This is a genomic window from Novosphingobium sp. BL-S-21 (genome assembly GCF_055521655.1).
The window spans coordinates 1,196,702-1,213,888 of record NZ_CM145496.1; the positions used below are offsets into that span (position 1 = coordinate 1,196,702).

The window sequence follows — 17,187 nt, forward strand, 5'->3', positions numbered from 1 at the left end:
CGCGAGGACTTCGACCGACCCGCCAGGCTGCCCGTCATGACGACGGGTAATCGCGCCCATCTGCCCGATGGACGACGTCCAATCAAGCAGCCAATCCCGGCGGAAATGTGATGGCTGATGAATTCTCCAGGCTATCCCCCGAAAATCGGGAGCGATGCCAGATCGTTGACCGTGACGAACACCATCAGGGCAAGCACGAGTGCCACCCCGGTGCGGATCGCCCATTCCTGACTGCGCAGTCCCAGCGGCTTGCGACGGACCAATTCGGCCGCATAGAAAGCCAGGTGCCCGCCGTCGAGGCCAGGAATTGGCAGGAGATTGATGAATGCCAAGTTAATCGAGATCATCGCCACGAAGCCCACGAAAGGCTCCCATCCCAGCGAGAATTGCTCGCCGGAATACTTGGCGATCTTGATCGGGCCGCCCAGTTCTCGGACGGACCGGTCTCCGGTCACGATCTGCCGGATACCGGTGACTATCGTGCCCATCAGCGCGAAGCTGCGATCGACGCCGATACCCAGCGCGGCGACCGGCCCAACAGGCTCAAGTCGGCCGAAACCGGACTGGACACCGATACGCCCGACGGTTTCCTGGCGGCCTTGCGCGTCCTTCTGGACGGCGCTGCCGATGGTCATGGGCAGGACATGCGCCTGGCCCTCGCGCATGACGGTTATGGTCGTCCTGGCACCCGGCATGGGCATGATCAGCGGCGGCACTTCGCGGAAGCTGCTGATCGGAGTCTCGCCGACGGCAACGATCCGGTCACCCACTTTCATGCCTGCCTGCTCGGCCGGGGAATCGCCCATGAAGCCGCTCACGACAGGGACCGCGAAATCGAGGCCGAGGTCGCCGATCCGGGCCTTGTTGCCGAAATCGTCGCTCACTTCGTCGCCAGCCAGGGTCACCGGCAGAACGACCGAGCGCCCTTCCCGGTCCACGACCAGTTCCACGTTCTTGCCCGGGAAATAGACGGTGTGTTCGGGAATATCGGTGACGCTGCCGATGCGGTTACCGTCGATGGCGACGATGCGATCGCCGATCTGCACGCCCGCCACCTTGGCCGCGGAAGTTTCCGAGAAGCCGACGACCTCGGGATCCGCGATCAGACGGCCGTGGGCATAGACGAAGCCGGCCAGGATCAACACGCAGAGGACGAAATTGGTCAGCGGGCCCGCAAAGACGATAAGCGCACGCTGCCACAGCGGCTTCACATGGAAGGTCCTGGCGCGTTCCTCGGCCGTGAGGCCGTCCTCCCCGGCGCGGGGCGCCGAGGCGGGGTTCATGTCGCCGGCGAACTGGACGTAGCCGCCCAGCGGCAGGGCCGAGAGCTTCCAGCGGGTGCCGCGCCGGTCGGTCCAGCCCGCGATCTCCTTGCCGAAACCGATCGAGAAGGCATCCGCCTTTACGCCGAACAGCCGTCCCACCAGATAGTGGCCAAGCTCATGGATCAGCACGAGCGGCCCCAGCACCAACAGGAATGCAAAGATCGTCGTCAGCAGGTTGGGCGATCCGGTCAATTCAGGGAATCCTTTTCGGACCGCGTGCCGTCACGCAGTCCCGGCCAGCATGCTTGCCCTTGCTCTTGCCTCGCCGTCAACCGCCAGAACATCCGACAGGCTGGAGGGCGCGGGCGGCGCATAGGCCCCGAGCACGTCCTCGACTTGTGCGGCGATGCGCGTGAACGGAATCTGACCGCCAAGGAAAGCGGCCACGGCCACTTCGTTTGCAGCGTTGAGCACGGCCGGAATGGCGCCGCCCGCCTCGGCCGCTTCCCTGGCCAGACGCGTGGCGGGGAACCGCACTTCGTCAGGGCGGCGGAACGTCAGTTCACCGATTTCGGCCAGGTCCAGCGGTGCGCAGGGCGTGTCCATCCGTTCCGGCCAGGCGAGCGCGGAAGCGATAGGCACACGCATGTCGGAAGGCCCGAGCTGCGCCAGGGTCGACCCGTCCCGATACTCCACCATCGAATGAACGACGGACTGCGGGTGGACGATGATACGCAGCCGGTCCAGCCCGACCGGGAAGAGGTAGTGCGCCTCGATCAGTTCGAGGCCCTTGTTGAACATCGTCGCCGAATCGACGCTGATCTTCGCGCCCATGTCCCAATTCGGATGCTTTACCGCCTGTGCCGGGGTCGCCAGCGTCAGCCGGTCGAGCGACCAGTCGCGGAACGGACCGCCACTGGCCGTCAGCGTGATCCAGCGAACGTGATCGAGGCTGTTGCCCTGCAGGCACTGGAAGATCGCGTTGTGCTCGGAATCGATGGGCAACAGGGTTGCGCCGTGACGCTCCACCGCCGCGGTCATCACTTCGCCCGCCGAGACGAGCGCCTCCTTGTTGGCGAGCGCGATCACCCCGCCCTGCTCGATCGCGGCCATGGTGGGCGCGAGGCCGGCACAGCCGACGATGGCGGCCACGGTGACGTCGGCGCCGCGCGAGGCGGCTTCTATGAGCGCGGCCGGGCCGCCGGCGGCTTCGATCCCGGTTCCGGCCAGAGCCTCCCGCAAGGCGGGCAGGCACGTCTCATCGGCGACGACCGCGACTTGCGCGGACAGCTCGATCGAAAGCCGGGCCAGTTCCGGCACGTTGCCGTTGGCGGTCAGGGCCACGACGCGCCAGTCCGCCGGATGGCGGCGAACGAGGTCCAGCGTCGAGGCGCCGATGGAGCCGGTGGCTCCGAGAACGGAAATGGTGCGCATCATGGTCATCGCGGCTGGAAAAGGATCATCAGCCCTAGCACGAAAAGCACGGCCAGCAAGCCGTCGAGACGGTCGAAGAAACCGCCATGGCCCGGAATGAAGTGGCCCGAGTCCTTGACCCCGGCCCGGCGCTTCATCCAGCTTTCGAAGAAATCGCCCGCTTGCGCGCAGACGGCCAGCAGGATGCCGGTCATCAGACAGGTCGCGAAAAGCGGCACCGCATTGGCCGTCAGGTACCAGCAGGGCTGCATCCCGAAGCAGGCGGGGCCGTCCGCCGCATTGCCCTGCGGATGGACCGAGATCAGCCCCTCCTGCCAGAAGCGCGCGGCGCCGAACAGGACCAGCGTGGCGCCAAGGACGCCGCCGAGCAGGCCGGACCAGGTCTTGGACGGACTGATGGAAGGTGCGATCTTCGGGCCGCCCAGCGAGCGTCCCGTGAAATAGGCGCCGACATCGACGCCGATCACGGCCAGAAGGATCGTCAGCAGCGGCGCAAGGCTGAAAGCCGGGTTGCGCAGGAACAGCAACATCGCTGCGCCGATGCCCACATAGAGCATGCCGCCGAAGTTGAAGGCCGCGCGCTCGCCGGGATGTTGCGTGCCGCCGCGGGCCAGCTTGACCCATTCCCAGAGTACGCCGAGCGCCACGGCACAGACGAACGCGGTCCAGACCACCCCGCCCAGCCACAGCGCGCCGCCGGCCACGACCAGCATGACCACGGCCGAAGCCGTCCGCACGCCCAGGTCGGACTTCTTCCTGCCGGGGTCAGCGTCCGCCATAGCGTCGCTCGCGGGAGGTGAAATCTTCCAGGGCCTGGCGCAAGTGCTCGGCGGTGAAGTCCGGCCAGAGCACTTCGGTGAACATCATTTCCGCATAGGCCGCCTGCCAGAGCAGGAAATTCGACAGCCGAACTTCGCCCGAAGTGCGGATCAGCAGATCGAGCGGGGGCATGTCCGCCGTATCGAGTTCGGCAGCGATGGTTTCGGGCGTGATCGGGCCCTTCGCGGCTGCCTTGCTGGCGGCGCGGGCGATCTCGTCCTGCGAACCGTAATTGAGCGCCACGGCCAGTGTGGTGCCGGTGTTGCCGGCCGTCCGCGCGACGGCACCTTCGACCAATTCGACCACATCGGGCTTGAAGGCCTTGTAATCCCCGATGATCTTCAGCCGGACACCGGCCGCTGCAAACTCGTCCAGATCGGAGAGGATGAAGCGCTTCATCAGGCTCATGAGGTCGGAGACTTCTTCCTCCGGCCGCCGCCAGTTCTCCGTGGAGAAGGCGTAGAGCGTCAGCGCTTCCAGCCCCATCTCCCGGGCGCCGCGCACCACGCGGCGAACCGATTCGACGCCGCGCTGGTGACCCAGCGCACGCGGCAAGTGGCGCTTCTTCGCCCAGCGCCCGTTGCCATCCATGATGATGGCAACGTGGCGCGCCACGACTTTCGCAGGTTCTTCCTTGGCCATCAGGTCTCCCTCGCGGCGAGGCTAAGCCTCACTTGCCGAGGATTTCCTTCTCCTTGCGGCCGAACTCCTCGTCGAGCAACTTGATCATGTCGTCGGTCAGCTTCTGGACTTCGGTTTCGCCGCGCTTGCGCTCGTCTTCCGAGATTTCCTTCTTCTTCTCGTCCGCCTTCAGGTTCTCGATACCATCGCGGCGCACGTTGCGCACGGCGACGCGGGCCTTTTCGGCGTAAGAGCCGGCGAGCTTGGCCAGTTCCTTGCGGCGTTCCTCGGTCAGGTCGGGAATCGGCAGGCGCAGGGTGTTGCCGTCATTGATCGGATTGAGGCCGAGACCGGCCGAACGGATCGCCTTTTCGACGGGACCGATGTTCGTCTTGTCCCAGACCTGCACCGAAAGCATGCGCGGTTCGGGCGCCGAGATCGTGGCGACTTGCGTGATCGGCGTGTTCGCACCGTAGACGGTGACCATGATCGGCTCCAGCAGCGCGGTGTTGGCGCGGCCGGTGCGCAGGCCCGAAAGGTCGTGCTTCAGCGCTTCGATCGCGCCGGTCATGCGGCGTTCGAGATCCGCCTTGTCGTACTTGGCCATTGTTCAGGCTCCCTTCTGGACGATCGTCTTGGTGCCGCCACCGGCAAGAACGGTGGCGAGATTGCCCTTCTCGCGGATCGAGAACACGACGATCGGAATGGAATTGTCGCGGCACAGGGCCACGGCGGAGGCGTCCATCACCTTCAGGTTGTCGGCGAGGACAGTGTCGTAATCGACCGAATCGTAGCGCTTGGCATCCGGATTGGTCTTGGGGTCGCTGTCATAGACGCCGTCGACGCTGGTGCCCTTCAGGAGAGCGTCGCAGCGCATTTCGGCGGCGCGCAGGGCAGCGCCCGAATCGGTGGTGAAATAAGGTGCGCCAACGCCGGCGGCGAAGATCACCACGCGGCCCTTTTCCAGGTGACGCTCGGCACGGCGGCGGATCACCGGCTCGCAGACCTGGTCCATCTGCACGGCGGACTGCACGCGGGTCTCGACGCCGAGCTGCTCGAGCGCATTCTGCATCGCCAGGGCGTTCATGACGGTGGCCAGCATGCCCATGTAATCGGCCTGCGCACGGTCCATGCCGCGCGCGGCGCCGGCCATGCCGCGGAAGATATTGCCGCCGCCGATGACGAGGCAGACCTCCAGGCCGGTTTCCTTGGCCGCCTTCACTTCCTTGGCAAGTTCGGCGACGAATTCGGGATCGATTCCGAATTGCTGGCTTCCCATCAAGACCTCGCCCGACAGTTTCAGCAGGACGCGCTTGTAAGGGGAAGAACTCATGGCCGCACAATCTCCTCTGGGCAGGACCGCCCGGCTTTAGGAGCGCGCGGGCCGATTGCCAAGGGGCGAGCTTGTGGATGACCGCGCCCGGTCTGCGCGGCGGCCCCTCCTACCCCTTCATAGGTAGCGCATCCACCAGGCGGGACTGGCGCGCTTGACCCCGGCAAACCAGCGCGTGGCGAACCAGCAGGGGACCGCGGTGAGCGCTGCCAGCGCCCAGATCCAGCCCACCGAAGGCACGCTCGTCAGGCCCTGCGCGCCCATCACCGCACCGGCCGCGCGGTTGGCGGCGTGGAGCAGATAGAGATGGACGAGGTAGAAGAACAGCGGTGCCCCGCCCAGCACGGCCAGCCACCGGATCGCCGCACCGGCGCCGCGGTGTTCCGCGCGTTCGAACAGGTTGAGCAGCGCGGCACCTATGCCAAGGGTCAGCAGCAGGAAACAGGCGGAGGCCGGATACTTGGTGAGGTTCACGAAGGCCATGGCATCGCGCGGCATGTTGCCGCTGACGGTCCAGGCCTGGGTGTCACCGTATCCCGTCGCTGCGCGTAGCAGGGCGAAGAGGGCCAGACTTCCGGCCGAGAACAGGAGCAGCGCCCTGCCCCGCATCTTCGGGTTCGCCTCGCGGCCGAACCACGGCCCGGCGGCATAGCCGATCGCCATCGCCCCGATCCAGGGCAGAACCGGATAGGAGGTGCGCGCCGCCGCGCCCCAGGGCAGCGCGATCAGGTCGCGCTGGTGGAGAATCGCCCAGAGGGCATGCCCAGGCGCGTCCGGCGCCAGCGTGATGCTGTCGAGGAGGTTGTGCCCCAATATGAGCGCCCCGCCCAGGCCCGCGACCCAGGCGCGCGGCAGATGGACGAGCGCGGCCAAGACCAGCATCGACAGGCCGATCGCCCAGATGACCTGGAGAAAATAGGTCTCGGGCGCCGGGTCGAAAGTCCAGGCGAAGTTCACCAGGGTCACTTCCAGCACAATGAGGAACAACCCGCGCTTGGCCAGGAAAGCCCCGGCCCGCGCCGCATCGCCGCGCGCATGGAGCCAGGCCGATACGCCGGTCAGTACGACGAAGACCGGCGCACAGAGATGCGCCGCAAGTCGCGTAAGGAACAGCGCGGGATCGGTGACATCGAGGTTCATCGGATCGGTGACCTGCCGATCGAGGTAGAAGAACTCGCGGGTATGATCGACGAGCATCAACAGCATGACCAGCCCCCTCAGGGCATCGATGGCCATGATCCGCGGACCCGAAACGGGACGCACGGCTTCGTTCTGCGGCAGGGATAGGAGATCGGCTCGGCTCATGTCTCGCGCAGTACAGTAACGTTATATCATTTCAACCCTGCACTGCAGATCGCATGCGATCCAGCCTTCTTACAGAGCCAGGCCCGCCAGTTCCTCTTCGCGAACGTCGTAAGCAAGCTGCGCCAGCCTTACGTCGGCCATGCGCCGTTCGGCCCAGTCGATCATGGCTTGAAGCGCGGCGAGCAATTCACGTCCCAGCGGCGTGATGGCATAGCTGACCGTCACCGGCACCGTCGGCACGACCGCGCGCACGACCAGTCCGTCACGCTCCAGCGAGCGGAGGGTCTGGCTCAGCATCTTCTGGGAAATCCCGTCGATCCGCCGTTTCAGAGCGTTGAAACGCATCTCCCGAGAACCCAGGGTGGTCAGGATCAGCACGCTCCATTTGTCGGCAATCCGGTCCAGCAATTGCCGGGTCGGACAGTTCGCCGCGTAGACGTCCGGGAGACGATTACCGGTTCCCTCGGGGTAACCCGGTGCGCTGAAAGTGCCTTCTTGCATGGCCACGCTCCATGACACACTTGGTCACTATTGGAAACCAGTGGAGTATCCGGAAATGAAGATTGCAGTCCTCGGCGCCAGCGGCCGCGCCGGATCGGAAATCGCTAGGGAGGCCGCCGCGCGCGGACATCAGGTTCTCGCCATCGCGCGCAATCCTGCGAAGATTCCGTCGGTGGAAGGCGTGACCGCCACGGCCGGCGACGCCTCAGACCCCGAGGCACTCGCCCCGCTCATCGCCGGAAGCGATGCGGTGATCAGCGCGCTCCACTTCGATGTCTCCGCCGCCACCCTGCTTGCCGCGCTCCGCAAGGCGGGCGTCCACCGCCTCCTCGTCACCGGCGGTGCCGCCAGTCTCGAAGTCGCGCCCGGCAAGCGGCTCATCGATTCGCCGGATTTCCCGGAAGAGTGGAAGCCCTTTGCAACCGGCGGCATCACTTTCCTCGACGCGCTCAGGCAGGTCGACGACGTGGACTGGACCTTCTTCTCCCCCGCCGCGCTGATCTTCGAAGGCCCGCGCACGGGAACCTACCGCACGGGGGGCGACCTGCTCCTCACGGACGAAGCCGGCGAGAGCAAGATCAGCTTTGCCGACTACGCCATCGCCATGGTCGACGAACTGGAAGCACACCGGCACAGCCGGACGAGGTTCACCGCCGCCTACTGACCTGCGCCGCGCAAAAAAAGGGCCGGGAAGCCTAAGCTCCCCGGCCCTTTTCTTATTTCGGTATCCGCGAAGGATCAGCCGGCGACAGCAGCAGCCACTTCGGCTGCGAAGTCGGTGACTTCCTTCTCGATGCCTTCGCCGAGCTGGAAGCGGACGTAGTCCTTCAGCACGATCTTGGCACCGGCTTCCTTGCCGGCCTGGTCGACGACCTGCTGGATCGGGGTCTTGTTGTCCATGACGAAGACCTGCGAGAGCAGGGCGTTTTCCTTGGCGTACTTGGCGATCGCGCCTTCGACCATCTTGGCCTGCACGGCTTCGGGCTTGCCCGATTCGGCGGCCTTTTCCTGGGCGATCTTGCGCTCGCGCTCGATCAGCTCGGCGTCGAGGTCGTCGGCGTTGAGGGCCAGCGGGAAGGCAGCGGCGATGTGCATCGCGATCTGCTTGCCGAGGGCTTCGAGAACGTCAGCCGAAGCTTCCGATTCGAGCGCGACGAGAACGCCGATCTTGCCGAGGTTCGGCGCGGCAGCGTTGTGCATGTAAGGGATGACGAGGCCCTGAGCGACTTCGACGGTCTTCAGGCGGCGAACCTGCTGGTTCTCGCCGATGGTCGCGACGTTGTTGGTCAGCGCGTCGCCAACGGTGCCGCCGGTCGGGTAGGCAGCAGCCTTGAGCGCTTCCACGTCGTCACCGGCAACGCCGAGGGCGACTTCGGTGGTGTTGCGGACGAAGTCCTGGAACTGGTCGTTCTTTGCAACGAAGTCCGTTTCCGAGTTCACTTCGACGGCGACGCCCTTGGTGCCGGTGACGGCAACGCCAACCAGACCTTCGGCAGCCGTACGGCTGGACTTCTTGGCTGCAGCGGCCAGACCGCGAGCGCGCAGCGCGTCGACGGCGGCTTCGAGATCGCCACCGGTTTCGTCCAGGGCCTTCTTGCAGTCCATCATGCCGGCGCCAGTGCGCTCGCGCAGGTTCTTCACGTCAGCGGCGGTGTAAGCCATCGCTCAAATCCTCTTGCTTGGTGGGACCGTGTAGCACGGCCTTTAAAATCCTCGGATCGCGATGCGACCCGAAAATGCCCAGGTCGCGTTGCGGCCCATGAAATGCCCGGGTCGCACAGCGGCCCATAAAATTAACGCGCGCCAGGCCCATTGGACCCGGCGCGCGACAATTCCATGACGAAAAAGTCGTCGCCGGACCTATCAGGCCTCGACGGTCTCTTCGGCAACCGGCACGTCCATGGCGCCGAGATCGGCACCGCTGTTCACGAGCGCGTCACGACCACCCTTGGTGGCGGCCTGAGCAACGGCTTCGCAATACAGACGAACGGCGCGGCTGGCGTCGTCGTTACCCGGGATCGGGAACGAGATGCCCTGCGGGTTCACGTTGGTGTCGAGCACGGCAACGACCGGAATGCCAAGGACGTTGGCTTCCTTGATGGCCAGCTCTTCCTTGTTGGCGTCGATCACGAACATCACGTCCGGGATGCCGCCCATGTCGCGGATACCGCCGAGCGACAGCTCAAGCTTGTCGCGCTCGCGGGTGAGCTGAAGGACTTCCTTCTTGGTCAGACCGGTGGTGTCGCCGGCAAGCTGCTCTTCAAGAGCCTTGAAGCGCTTGATCGAACCCGAGATGGTCTTCCAGTTGGTGAGCATGCCGCCCAGCCAGCGGTGGTTGACGAAGTGCTGACCGCAAGCGCGGGCGGCCTGGGCGATCGGCTCCTGAGCCTGGCGCTTGGTGCCAACGAAAAGCACCTTGCCGCCGGCCTGGACAGTGGCCGAAACGAACTCGAGAGCGCGGGCCATCAGGGGCACGGTCTGCGAAAGGTCGATGATGTGGATGCCGTTGCGCGCGCCGAAGATGTACGGCTTCATGCGCGGGTTCCAGCGGTGGGTCTGGTGGCCGAAGTGCGCGCCGGCTTCGATGAGCTGCTGCATGGTGACGACGGGAGCCGCCATAATGTAATTCCTTCCGGTTGAACCTCTGGAAAGCAGGAACCAAGCGGGGATATCGATCCCTGGCCGCCTAGCACCGGTATGTGCGCTTTCCATGTGGATTGCCCGAGTCGCGGGTGACGCGAATTCGACACCTTTCGCCGAGCGGGGCCGCCCTTAGCGCCGTTTGCCGGAAAACACCAGCCCCAATCCGGCGTCCCGACAAGGCATTTCGTCGCAGAGCGCGAGACTTGGCGGCCAAGGCCGGAAACTACAGGGCTTCCACTGCTTTTCCACAGGGTAATCCCCAAGCTGCCGGCGCTTCTGGCGCAGTTCCATCCGGCGCCAGCGATCGGCACAGCATAAGGGATCTTTCAAGGACAGCGCCTGAGGGGGTCGCGAATTCAAGGACGCAATCGATGACCGTCGTTTCATCCATCCTGTTCGGAATCAGCGCCGCTCTGGCGCTCATGACGATCTGGAAGAGCTACCGCGCTGCCCTGCCCGCACTGCGCAACCTGAAACGCCAGATCGACCTTGAGGCCGGAGACGCCGTGCGCTGGAGACGGGGTGCCGTATTGCCGGGAGATCGTGCCCCGCGCCGCCCCTCTGCAGCCCGCCGCCGCCTGCTCGCGCCAAAGGCCGCGCCGCATATTCCGCGCCGCCTGACCCATCATCGGGCGGCCTGACCTGACATCGGCGAATCAGTGCAGGCGCCGCGAGCCTTCCAATCCGAACGCCTGGTCGATGGTCCGGTCATCGGCCTCCATCTCGCGCTCGATGACATCCTCCAGCAGCTCGCTCGTATGATCGATGATCGCCTGCATCTGCATGACCGCCTCGCCGATTGCCGCAGCGGTTCGGCAGGAGGGCATGAGATCGACGATGATGATGAGGCCCTGCTGCGCGTCGACTGAAAACCGGCAGCCCAGCAACCGGTCATGCAAGCGCGCGAGGGTCAGGCATAAGGCCGATCCCGGTTCGACCTCATCCAGAACCAGACCCTTGATCTGGATCCAGTCGTCGACGCCGAATACCGACCAGACGCTTCCTGCCTCCCGATCGGTCAGGACGAGTTCGCTCGAATCAATTTCCTCCAGATCGAACTGATTGCTCTCGCACCAGTCGCGCAAGCCCTCAAGCTCGGCCAGACGATCGACGGCTTCTCCGCTCATGCCGCCCCCCGCAGCGCGCGCTTTACGCTCAGCGAAGGCCTGGACGATTCCTGCTTGACAGCCGGAGAACAAATTGAGAACAACGAGATCACAGGAACATTAATAGAACGATTCTGGATTTTCCACAAGGTGTCCACAGGCGCTGCTCTTCGGCAGACCAGGGACACCATGGATGATGGTTCGAAAGGAACGGTCATGACTGCTTTTGCTGCCTGTATCTTCGCTGTGGCCGCGATTGTTTCGGCCCATGTCATCGCCACGAGCTGGCTGCGCCACGCGGATGCGGCGCTGTCCTTGCCGGCGCAGCTGCGTGGCTGCCCGGACAGCACTCTTCTGGTCTGGAAAGCGATCGAACGCGTGCCCCTGCCCGCGCTCGCCACGCTCAGAAAGGACCGTTCGGCCCGTCCTCGCCGCCAGTCGCAGTGGACTGCGGCGGAACGCCCGGGACTGGAATGGCCGGGGATGGAACTGCCGGCGACGGACCTCGCCGCCTGATCTTCATGTAAGTGACGATGCCGATGGGAATCAGCGCCAGATAGGCAATGGTAATCACGGCCAACGTGAACCAGGGCTCGGTCAGCAGCGCCGCCACGGTCAGGCCGACCAGCGCGATCAGTCCGACGCGAAGGCTTGGCGGCGGACTCATGCGGGACCAGCTGAGCGTCGGCAGGCTGGAGATCATCAGGAAGGCGATCACCACCATCCAGACGCTGACCGCGATGGGATTGGCGAATTCCGGCACCCCGCTCGCGATCCACAAATACATCGGCAGGAACGCTAGCCCCGCGCCGATCGGCGCCGGAACACCGGTCAGGAAACCGGCGTCCTTATGCGGCTGATCGATCTCGTCGAGGCGGGAATTGAAGCGCGCCAGACGCAGGACGCAGCAGATCGCGAAAGCCAGGGCGGCAATCCATCCCAGGCTGGGCAGCTGGTGAAGCGTCCAGAGATAGACGATCAGCGCCGGTGCGACACCGAACGAAATCGAATCGGCCAGACTGTCCAGCTCGGCGCCGAAACGCGTCTGCGCCTTGAGCAGGCGCGCCGCGCGGCCGTCGATACCGTCGAGCAGGCCCGCAAGGATGATGGCCTGCACGGCACGTTCATAATCGCCGCCGATCGCAAAACGGATACCGGTAAGGCCGGAGCAGAGCGCGGCGGCCGTGATGGCATTGGGAACGAAAACGCGCATCGGCAGCCCGCCGGCAAGGCGGCGGCGCACGCGAAGGCCATCGCCCTCGAACTCGCCGCCCTGGATTCCGTCGGGCTCGCCGGTCACTGCGAGATACCCTCGATCACCGGCGCCGAACCGAGTTCCGCCAGCACGGTTTCACCGGCGACGATCCGCTGGCCCATGAGCACCTTGGGCTCCGTTCCTGCGGGGAGATAGACGTCGACGCGGCTGCCGAAGCGGATCAGGCCGATCCGCTGGCCGGAGGCGATCATGTCGCCCGGCTTCACGAACGGAACGATACGGCGCGCGACCAGACCGGCGATCTGCGTAAAGCAGACGCGCAGTCCATCGCCGCGCTCGACCAGGATGTGCTGGCGCTCGTTCTCTTCACTGGCCTTGTCGAGGTCGGCATTGAGGAACTTGCCGGGGATGTAGATCACCCGGCGCACCGTGCCGCCGATGGGGCTGCGATTGATGTGGACGTCGAAGACGCTCATGAAGATCGAAATGCGGGTAACCGGTTCGGTCGACATAGGCTGCGAGCCGCTGCCGTCCTCGACCGTCAGTTCGCGCGGCGGAGAGACTTTGCCGATAAGCGTCACCAGGCCATCGGCCGGTGCGACGATATAACGGTCGTCCTGCGGCGTCACGCGCACGGGATCGCGGAAGAAGGCCAGCACGCAGACCGTGAGCAGCGCCAGCGGCCAACCGACCAGCGGGCCGAACACGATCCAGCCGATCAGGGCCACGACACCGGCGATAGCGCCGAACTTGCGGCCTTCCGGGTGGATGGAAGGCCAGCTCCAGGACGCTTCGCCGCGTCCCTGATTATCGAGAATTTCTCCGGGCATCACCATCCTCTAGTCAGTGTCCACCCCTCCCGCAATGCCGGGAGGAAGGGCATGTTCCCATCCACGCCGACGGCCGGGGATAGTTTCCAGCGCGATACGCCACATGGCACCCTGTCCGCCGCGATACGCGGCACGGCACGGTTATCTCGCCCGATGCTGTAGCTGGAGGGGAGCCCCGAAGGGAATGTCCTGTTAGGGAAACCGGTGGTGGACAGGGCTGGATTCGAACCAGCGTACGCTTGCACGGGCAGATTTACAGTCTGCTGCCTTTAACCACTCGGCCACCTGTCCACACCAGTTGCTGGCGGGGGTTCTTCTTTCGAAAAACCCGTTGTGTTGAAGCTCCGAAACCAGAGCCTCGCTGCCGAGGAGCGCGCCTATGTAGAACGCGGCCTTGCCTGTCAATGGGGGTAATGGCAGGAGCGGCATAGTTTTTCCAAAAAGGACAGTTTTCATGACCAATCGTAGCGACCGGCAAGAAGGCGACCGCGAAGGCGGACGCTCCGGGAAGGCGCTGCGCGGCCGCGCAGGCCGGATGAAGAACGGCCGTGGCAGCGGCAGAGCGAGCACCGGCATGGTTCGGCTCTGGGGTCGCCACGCCGTGGAGGCCGCGCTCAAGAATCCGAATCGCAGCCATCGCAAACTCTGGGCGACTCGCGAGGGCGTGGAATCGCTCGACGGCGAATTGCCGGCCGACTTCCCCGTCGAATGGGCCCAGCCCGCCGATCTCGCCCGCCTCGTCGCACGCGACGCTCCGCACCAGGGCCTCGTGCTCGAATGCGCACCGCTCGATGATATCTTCATCGACGATGTGCTGGATGGCGATCCCTCGCGCCCGGTCGTCGTGCTCGACCAGGTAACCGACCCGCACAACGTCGGCGCGATCATGCGTTCGGCGGCGGCCTTCAATGCCTGCGCCATCGTCACGCAGGACCGTCACGCGCCGCCCGAATCGGGTACCCTGGCCAAGAGCGCTTCCGGTGCCCTCGAAGTCCTTCCCTGGGTCCGCGTGGTCAACCTGGCCCGCGCGCTCGAGGAAATCGCGGAAGCCGGCTACTGGCGCATCGGCCTCGACGGCGCCGCGCAGTCGACTCTCGGCGAAGCGCTTCCTGCCGGACCGGTCGCGCTCGTGCTCGGCGCCGAAGGTGACGGCATGCGCCACAACATCGCCCAGCATTGCGATTCCGTCGCCAAGCTGCCGATCAGCGATGCGATGGAAAGCCTGAATGTCAGCAACGCCGCTGCCATCGCGCTTTACGCCGCGGCGACCCGCGGCTGACGATCCGAACGCAAGAGGGGCACACATCATGAACCAAGTCGAACGGCGCCCCCTGGGGCGCCGCTTGCTGGCAGGGCTGGGCGTCACCGCCCTCGCCCTGCTGGCGGCAGCGTGCATCTTCGCACCCGGCAAATTCACCTCGACGCTGGACTTGCGCAAGAACCGCACGTTCACCTTCCGCTATGCCGGCGAAATCGTGATGGTGCCTCTCCAGGCATCCAAGCCCAAGGTCTTCGCGCCGGAAGCGTGCCACGACGAAGACTACAACGAGCACCCCTGCACCGAGGAGGAACTCGCCCAGCAGAAGACCGATTGGGAGAAGTCCAACGAGGACAAGAAGAAGAGCGATGCCCAGGCCGCGCAAATGCTGCTGGGCGGGCTGGATCCCAGCGACCCGAAAGCCGGGGAGCAAGTGGCCGAGAAACTCCGCCGCCAGGTCGGTTGGAACAAGGCCGTCTACATGGGAGACGGCAAGTTCGATGTCGATTTCGCGATGACCGGCCGGCTCGACCATGATTTCGCATTCCCCACCATCGAGGGCTTTGCGATGAGCAATCGGTTCGTCCAGCTCTCGCTGCGCCGGGACGGCTCGGTGCGCGTGGATGCCCCCTCGTTCGGCCCTCAGGGCGGCGCGACGGGCATGGGCGCCATGATGAGCGGCCTGGCCAATGAAAAGGAGGGCGATGCCATGCCCGGCACCACCGAGGCCGACGGCACTTTCACCGTGACGACCGATGGCGCGATCCTGGCCAACAACACCGACGAAGGCCCTCAGGCGGCCGCCAATGGCAAGGCGCTCGTGTGGAAGATAGACCCCCGGACGCCCGCCGCACCGACGGCTCTGGTCAAACTGATGCCCTGAAACGGAGAGGGCCGGCGCCTCGGCGCAGGTCCTGCCTGGCCTGGGTTCCGGCGGCATCCTCCGGGAAACAGACCGCTACAACGAAAAACGCCGCGCCAACCCAAAGTTGGCGCGGCGTAATCTTTTCAGCCCGCGAGGCGTAGCAGGCTACAAGGATGCTTAGTTGACAGCGTCCTTGAGGCCCTTGCCGGCCTTGAACTTCGGCTGAGCCGAAGCCTTGATTTCCATCGGTTCGCCGGTGCGCGGGTTGCGGCCGGTCGAGGCCTTGCGCTTGGCAACCGAGAAAGTGCCGAAGCCAACGAGGCGAACTTCGTCGCCGGACTTCAGCGCGCCGGAGATGGCGTCGAACACGCTTTCGACGGCCTTGGTGGCATCGGTACGGGTAAGACCGCTCGAGTCTGCTACGGCGCTGATAAGATCGTTCTTGTTCATTATGGGTACCCCCTAACCTTTCTGTTGAATCGGATGTGTCGGGATATTCGGACTCGCCTCTAAACGCGACGGAATTGAGCGGTTTTTGCGCGCGGTGTCAAAGGCTAAACAAAGCCAAAACTGGCACTTTATCGCGTTTTTCCGCCAATCAGATGACGATTCCTGAATTGTGCAACGCAGCATGATCGACCGTGCGACGCCTGCCCTCTTTCCGAAAGGCGTTGCGTCGAACAACAGAAGGGCCGCGCGGGTTCATTTTGCCGGCGTGGACTGATTCGCTTCGCGGAATCAAGTCGATAACCGTAATTGTCATCCAGGCGGAGACACAAAAAAGGCGGTTCGAAACCGAACCGCCTTTCAAGTTGTCCAGCCTGCAAGAGGCGGACACGATGCCGGAGCTTAGCCCTGGACGTCGTTGATACGACGCTCGGCGATGCGAGCGCGCTTGCCGGTACGACCACGCAGGTAGTACAGCTTGGCACGACGCACGACGCCGCGGCGAACCACGGTGATCGAGTCGATGTTCGGCGAGTAGAGCGGGAATACGCGCTCGACGCCTTCGCCGAAGCTCATCTTGCGAACGGTGAAGTTCGAACCCATGCCACGGTTCGAGCGCGCGATGCACACGCCCTCGTAAGCCTGCACGCGGGTACGGGTACCTTCGACAACCTTCACGCCGACGCGGACGGTGTCGCCCGGACGGAAGGTCGGGATTTCCTTGGCGGCCTTGGCAATTTCCTCGGCCTCGATCTGCTGAATCAGGTTCATGAACCTAAGTCCTCGTTTTTGCGCCGCGCACCAGAGGCAGACTGGCCCCGAACGTCACTGCGACGTTCCCAAAGGTCCGGCCTGCGTGACCGTGTATCTTCCTCCGCCTGTTGTTTCCGCCAGGCGGCGATCTTCGCATGATCCCCCGATCGCAGCACTTCAGGGATCGTGCGCCCTTCCCACTCGGTGGGTCGGGTATATTGCGGGTATTCGAGAAGACCGTCCTCAAACGATTCCTCGGTCCCGCTGGAAGCCGCGCCCATTACGCCGGGAAGCAGGCGAATGCAAGCGTCGAGAAGCAGGATCGCCGCGGGTTCGCCGCCGGAAAGCACCGCATCGCCGACCGACATCTCCTCGACATCGCGGCCCTCGAAAATGCGCTCGTCGAAACCTTCGAACCGGCCGCACAGGATGGTGACGCCGGGGCCCTCCGCCAATTCGCGCACACGGGCCTGCGAGATCGGCTTGCCGCGCGGTGTCATGGCGATGACCGGCGCGGCCGGATTGATGCTGCGGGCATGGTCGATGGCCGCCGCCAGCACATCCACCTTGAGCACCATTCCCGCACCGCCGCCTGCGGGGGTGTCGTCCACGGTGCGATGCTTGTCGGCCGCGAAATCGCGGACATGCACGGGGTTCATGGCCCATTTGCCCTCGGCAAGCGCCCTGCCCGCCAGGCTGACGCCGAGCGAGCCAGGAAACATCTCCGGATAGAGGGTGAGAACGGTGGCGTTGAAAGTCATGCTGTCGCGCAAAGCCCAATTCGGCGGCGG

The 17,187-nt window shown here is 64.8% G+C and carries 20 protein-coding genes and 1 tRNA gene; 4 read left to right on the forward strand and 17 right to left on the reverse strand.

Annotated elements, in window-relative coordinates; genetic code table 11:
* Nucleotides 1-131: 131 nt before the first annotated feature.
* The 8 genes from rseP to ACZ1J6_RS14020 all read right to left on the reverse strand — a co-directional run bounded on the left by rseP (nucleotide 132) and on the right by ACZ1J6_RS14020 (nucleotide 7,278).
* On the reverse strand, nucleotides 132-1,517 hold the full coding sequence (gene rseP / locus ACZ1J6_RS13985; protein ID WP_314464419.1) for an RIP metalloprotease RseP: 1,386 nt from the start codon (nucleotides 1,515-1,517) through the stop codon (nucleotides 132-134).
* Between the two features lie 30 nt (nucleotides 1,518-1,547).
* On the reverse strand, nucleotides 1,548-2,699 hold the full coding sequence (locus ACZ1J6_RS13990; RefSeq protein WP_465128244.1) for a 1-deoxy-D-xylulose-5-phosphate reductoisomerase: 1,152 nt from the start codon (nucleotides 2,697-2,699) through the stop codon (nucleotides 1,548-1,550).
* Nucleotides 2,700-2,704: 5 nt separating this feature from the next.
* Complete coding sequence (locus tag ACZ1J6_RS13995; RefSeq protein ID WP_132263609.1) at nucleotides 2,705-3,478, reverse strand: phosphatidate cytidylyltransferase; 774 nt, start codon at nucleotides 3,476-3,478, stop codon at nucleotides 2,705-2,707.
* Entirely contained in the window at nucleotides 3,465-4,160 is a 696-nt protein-coding gene (gene uppS, locus ACZ1J6_RS14000; RefSeq protein ID WP_132263611.1) for a polyprenyl diphosphate synthase, read from the reverse strand. Before uppS ends, ACZ1J6_RS13995 begins: the two co-directional genes overlap by 14 nt.
* A 28-nt stretch (nucleotides 4,161-4,188) precedes the next feature.
* Nucleotides 4,189-4,746 carry a ribosome recycling factor gene (gene frr / locus ACZ1J6_RS14005; protein WP_132263613.1) on the reverse strand — a complete coding sequence of 186 codons (558 nt, stop codon included), beginning with the start codon at nucleotides 4,744-4,746 and terminating at the stop codon, nucleotides 4,189-4,191.
* A gap of 3 nt (nucleotides 4,747-4,749) precedes the next feature.
* Entirely contained in the window at nucleotides 4,750-5,472 is a 723-nt protein-coding gene (pyrH, locus tag ACZ1J6_RS14010; RefSeq protein WP_132263615.1) for a UMP kinase, read from the reverse strand.
* A gap of 117 nt (nucleotides 5,473-5,589) precedes the next feature.
* The gene (locus tag ACZ1J6_RS14015; protein WP_465128133.1) at nucleotides 5,590-6,777 is read right to left on the reverse strand and encodes an acetyltransferase domain-containing protein; all 1,188 of its coding nucleotides are present in this window, start codon (nucleotides 6,775-6,777) and stop codon (nucleotides 5,590-5,592) included.
* A gap of 69 nt (nucleotides 6,778-6,846) precedes the next feature.
* Entirely contained in the window at nucleotides 6,847-7,278 is a 432-nt protein-coding gene (locus tag ACZ1J6_RS14020) for a winged helix-turn-helix transcriptional regulator (protein ID WP_465128134.1), read from the reverse strand.
* Nucleotides 7,279-7,333: 55 nt separating this feature from the next.
* On the opposite strand from ACZ1J6_RS14020, the gene ACZ1J6_RS14025 reads away from it, so the two are divergent.
* Nucleotides 7,334-7,942, forward strand: coding sequence for an NAD(P)-dependent oxidoreductase (locus ACZ1J6_RS14025; protein ID WP_465128135.1), 609 nt, complete (start codon nucleotides 7,334-7,336; stop codon nucleotides 7,940-7,942).
* A 74-nt stretch (nucleotides 7,943-8,016) separates the two neighbouring features.
* Here the strand turns inward: ACZ1J6_RS14025 and tsf are convergent, their stop codons facing one another.
* Nucleotides 8,017-8,940, reverse strand: a complete 924-nt coding sequence (gene tsf / locus ACZ1J6_RS14030) for a translation elongation factor Ts (protein WP_132263623.1) — start codon at nucleotides 8,938-8,940, stop codon at nucleotides 8,017-8,019.
* Between the two features lie 201 nt (nucleotides 8,941-9,141).
* On the reverse strand, nucleotides 9,142-9,897 hold the full coding sequence (rpsB, locus tag ACZ1J6_RS14035; RefSeq protein WP_132263625.1) for a 30S ribosomal protein S2: 756 nt from the start codon (nucleotides 9,895-9,897) through the stop codon (nucleotides 9,142-9,144).
* Between the two features lie 395 nt (nucleotides 9,898-10,292).
* Between rpsB and ACZ1J6_RS14040 the strand changes: the two genes are divergently transcribed.
* Nucleotides 10,293-10,562, forward strand: a complete 270-nt coding sequence (locus tag ACZ1J6_RS14040; protein WP_465128136.1) for a hypothetical protein — start codon at nucleotides 10,293-10,295, stop codon at nucleotides 10,560-10,562.
* 15 nt (nucleotides 10,563-10,577) lie between these two features.
* Here ACZ1J6_RS14040 and ACZ1J6_RS14045 read toward each other — a convergent pair whose 3' ends face one another.
* From ACZ1J6_RS14045 to ACZ1J6_RS14060, 4 genes are all read right to left on the reverse strand, one after another.
* A complete protein-coding gene (locus tag ACZ1J6_RS14045) occupies nucleotides 10,578-11,048 on the reverse strand; it encodes a hypothetical protein (protein WP_132263629.1) in 471 nt (156 codons plus the stop codon).
* A 382-nt stretch (nucleotides 11,049-11,430) separates the two neighbouring features.
* Entirely contained in the window at nucleotides 11,431-12,240 is an 810-nt protein-coding gene (locus ACZ1J6_RS14050; RefSeq protein WP_132264195.1) for a CDP-alcohol phosphatidyltransferase family protein, read from the reverse strand.
* An 83-nt stretch (nucleotides 12,241-12,323) separates the two neighbouring features.
* Nucleotides 12,324-13,073: a phosphatidylserine decarboxylase gene (locus tag ACZ1J6_RS14055; RefSeq protein ID WP_132263631.1), complete on the reverse strand. Its 750-nt coding sequence runs from the start codon at nucleotides 13,071-13,073 to the stop codon at nucleotides 12,324-12,326.
* A 205-nt stretch (nucleotides 13,074-13,278) separates the two neighbouring features.
* Nucleotides 13,279-13,364: transfer RNA gene (locus ACZ1J6_RS14060), tRNA-Tyr, on the reverse strand.
* A 163-nt stretch (nucleotides 13,365-13,527) separates the two neighbouring features.
* On the opposite strand from ACZ1J6_RS14060, the gene ACZ1J6_RS14065 reads away from it, so the two are divergent.
* Both ACZ1J6_RS14065 and ACZ1J6_RS14070 read left to right on the forward strand, forming a co-directional pair.
* Nucleotides 13,528-14,352 (forward strand): TrmH family RNA methyltransferase, encoded by an 825-nt coding sequence (locus ACZ1J6_RS14065; RefSeq protein ID WP_134095394.1) that lies wholly within the window; start codon nucleotides 13,528-13,530, stop codon nucleotides 14,350-14,352.
* A gap of 28 nt (nucleotides 14,353-14,380) precedes the next feature.
* Nucleotides 14,381-15,214 (forward strand): hypothetical protein, encoded by an 834-nt coding sequence (locus ACZ1J6_RS14070; protein ID WP_465128137.1) that lies wholly within the window; start codon nucleotides 14,381-14,383, stop codon nucleotides 15,212-15,214.
* A gap of 159 nt (nucleotides 15,215-15,373) precedes the next feature.
* Here the strand turns inward: ACZ1J6_RS14070 and ACZ1J6_RS14075 are convergent, their stop codons facing one another.
* The 3 genes from ACZ1J6_RS14075 to trmD form a co-directional block, all read right to left on the reverse strand.
* The gene (locus tag ACZ1J6_RS14075; protein WP_132263636.1) at nucleotides 15,374-15,646 is read right to left on the reverse strand and encodes an HU family DNA-binding protein; all 273 of its coding nucleotides are present in this window, start codon (nucleotides 15,644-15,646) and stop codon (nucleotides 15,374-15,376) included.
* A gap of 399 nt (nucleotides 15,647-16,045) precedes the next feature.
* Nucleotides 16,046-16,414, reverse strand: coding sequence for a 50S ribosomal protein L19 (gene rplS / locus ACZ1J6_RS14080; protein WP_132263638.1), 369 nt, complete (start codon nucleotides 16,412-16,414; stop codon nucleotides 16,046-16,048).
* Nucleotides 16,411-17,157: a tRNA (guanosine(37)-N1)-methyltransferase TrmD gene (gene trmD, locus ACZ1J6_RS14085; RefSeq protein ID WP_465128138.1), complete on the reverse strand. Its 747-nt coding sequence runs from the start codon at nucleotides 17,155-17,157 to the stop codon at nucleotides 16,411-16,413. The genes rplS and trmD overlap by 4 nt, the downstream gene beginning before the upstream one ends.
* Between the last annotated feature and the right edge of the window lie 30 nt (nucleotides 17,158-17,187).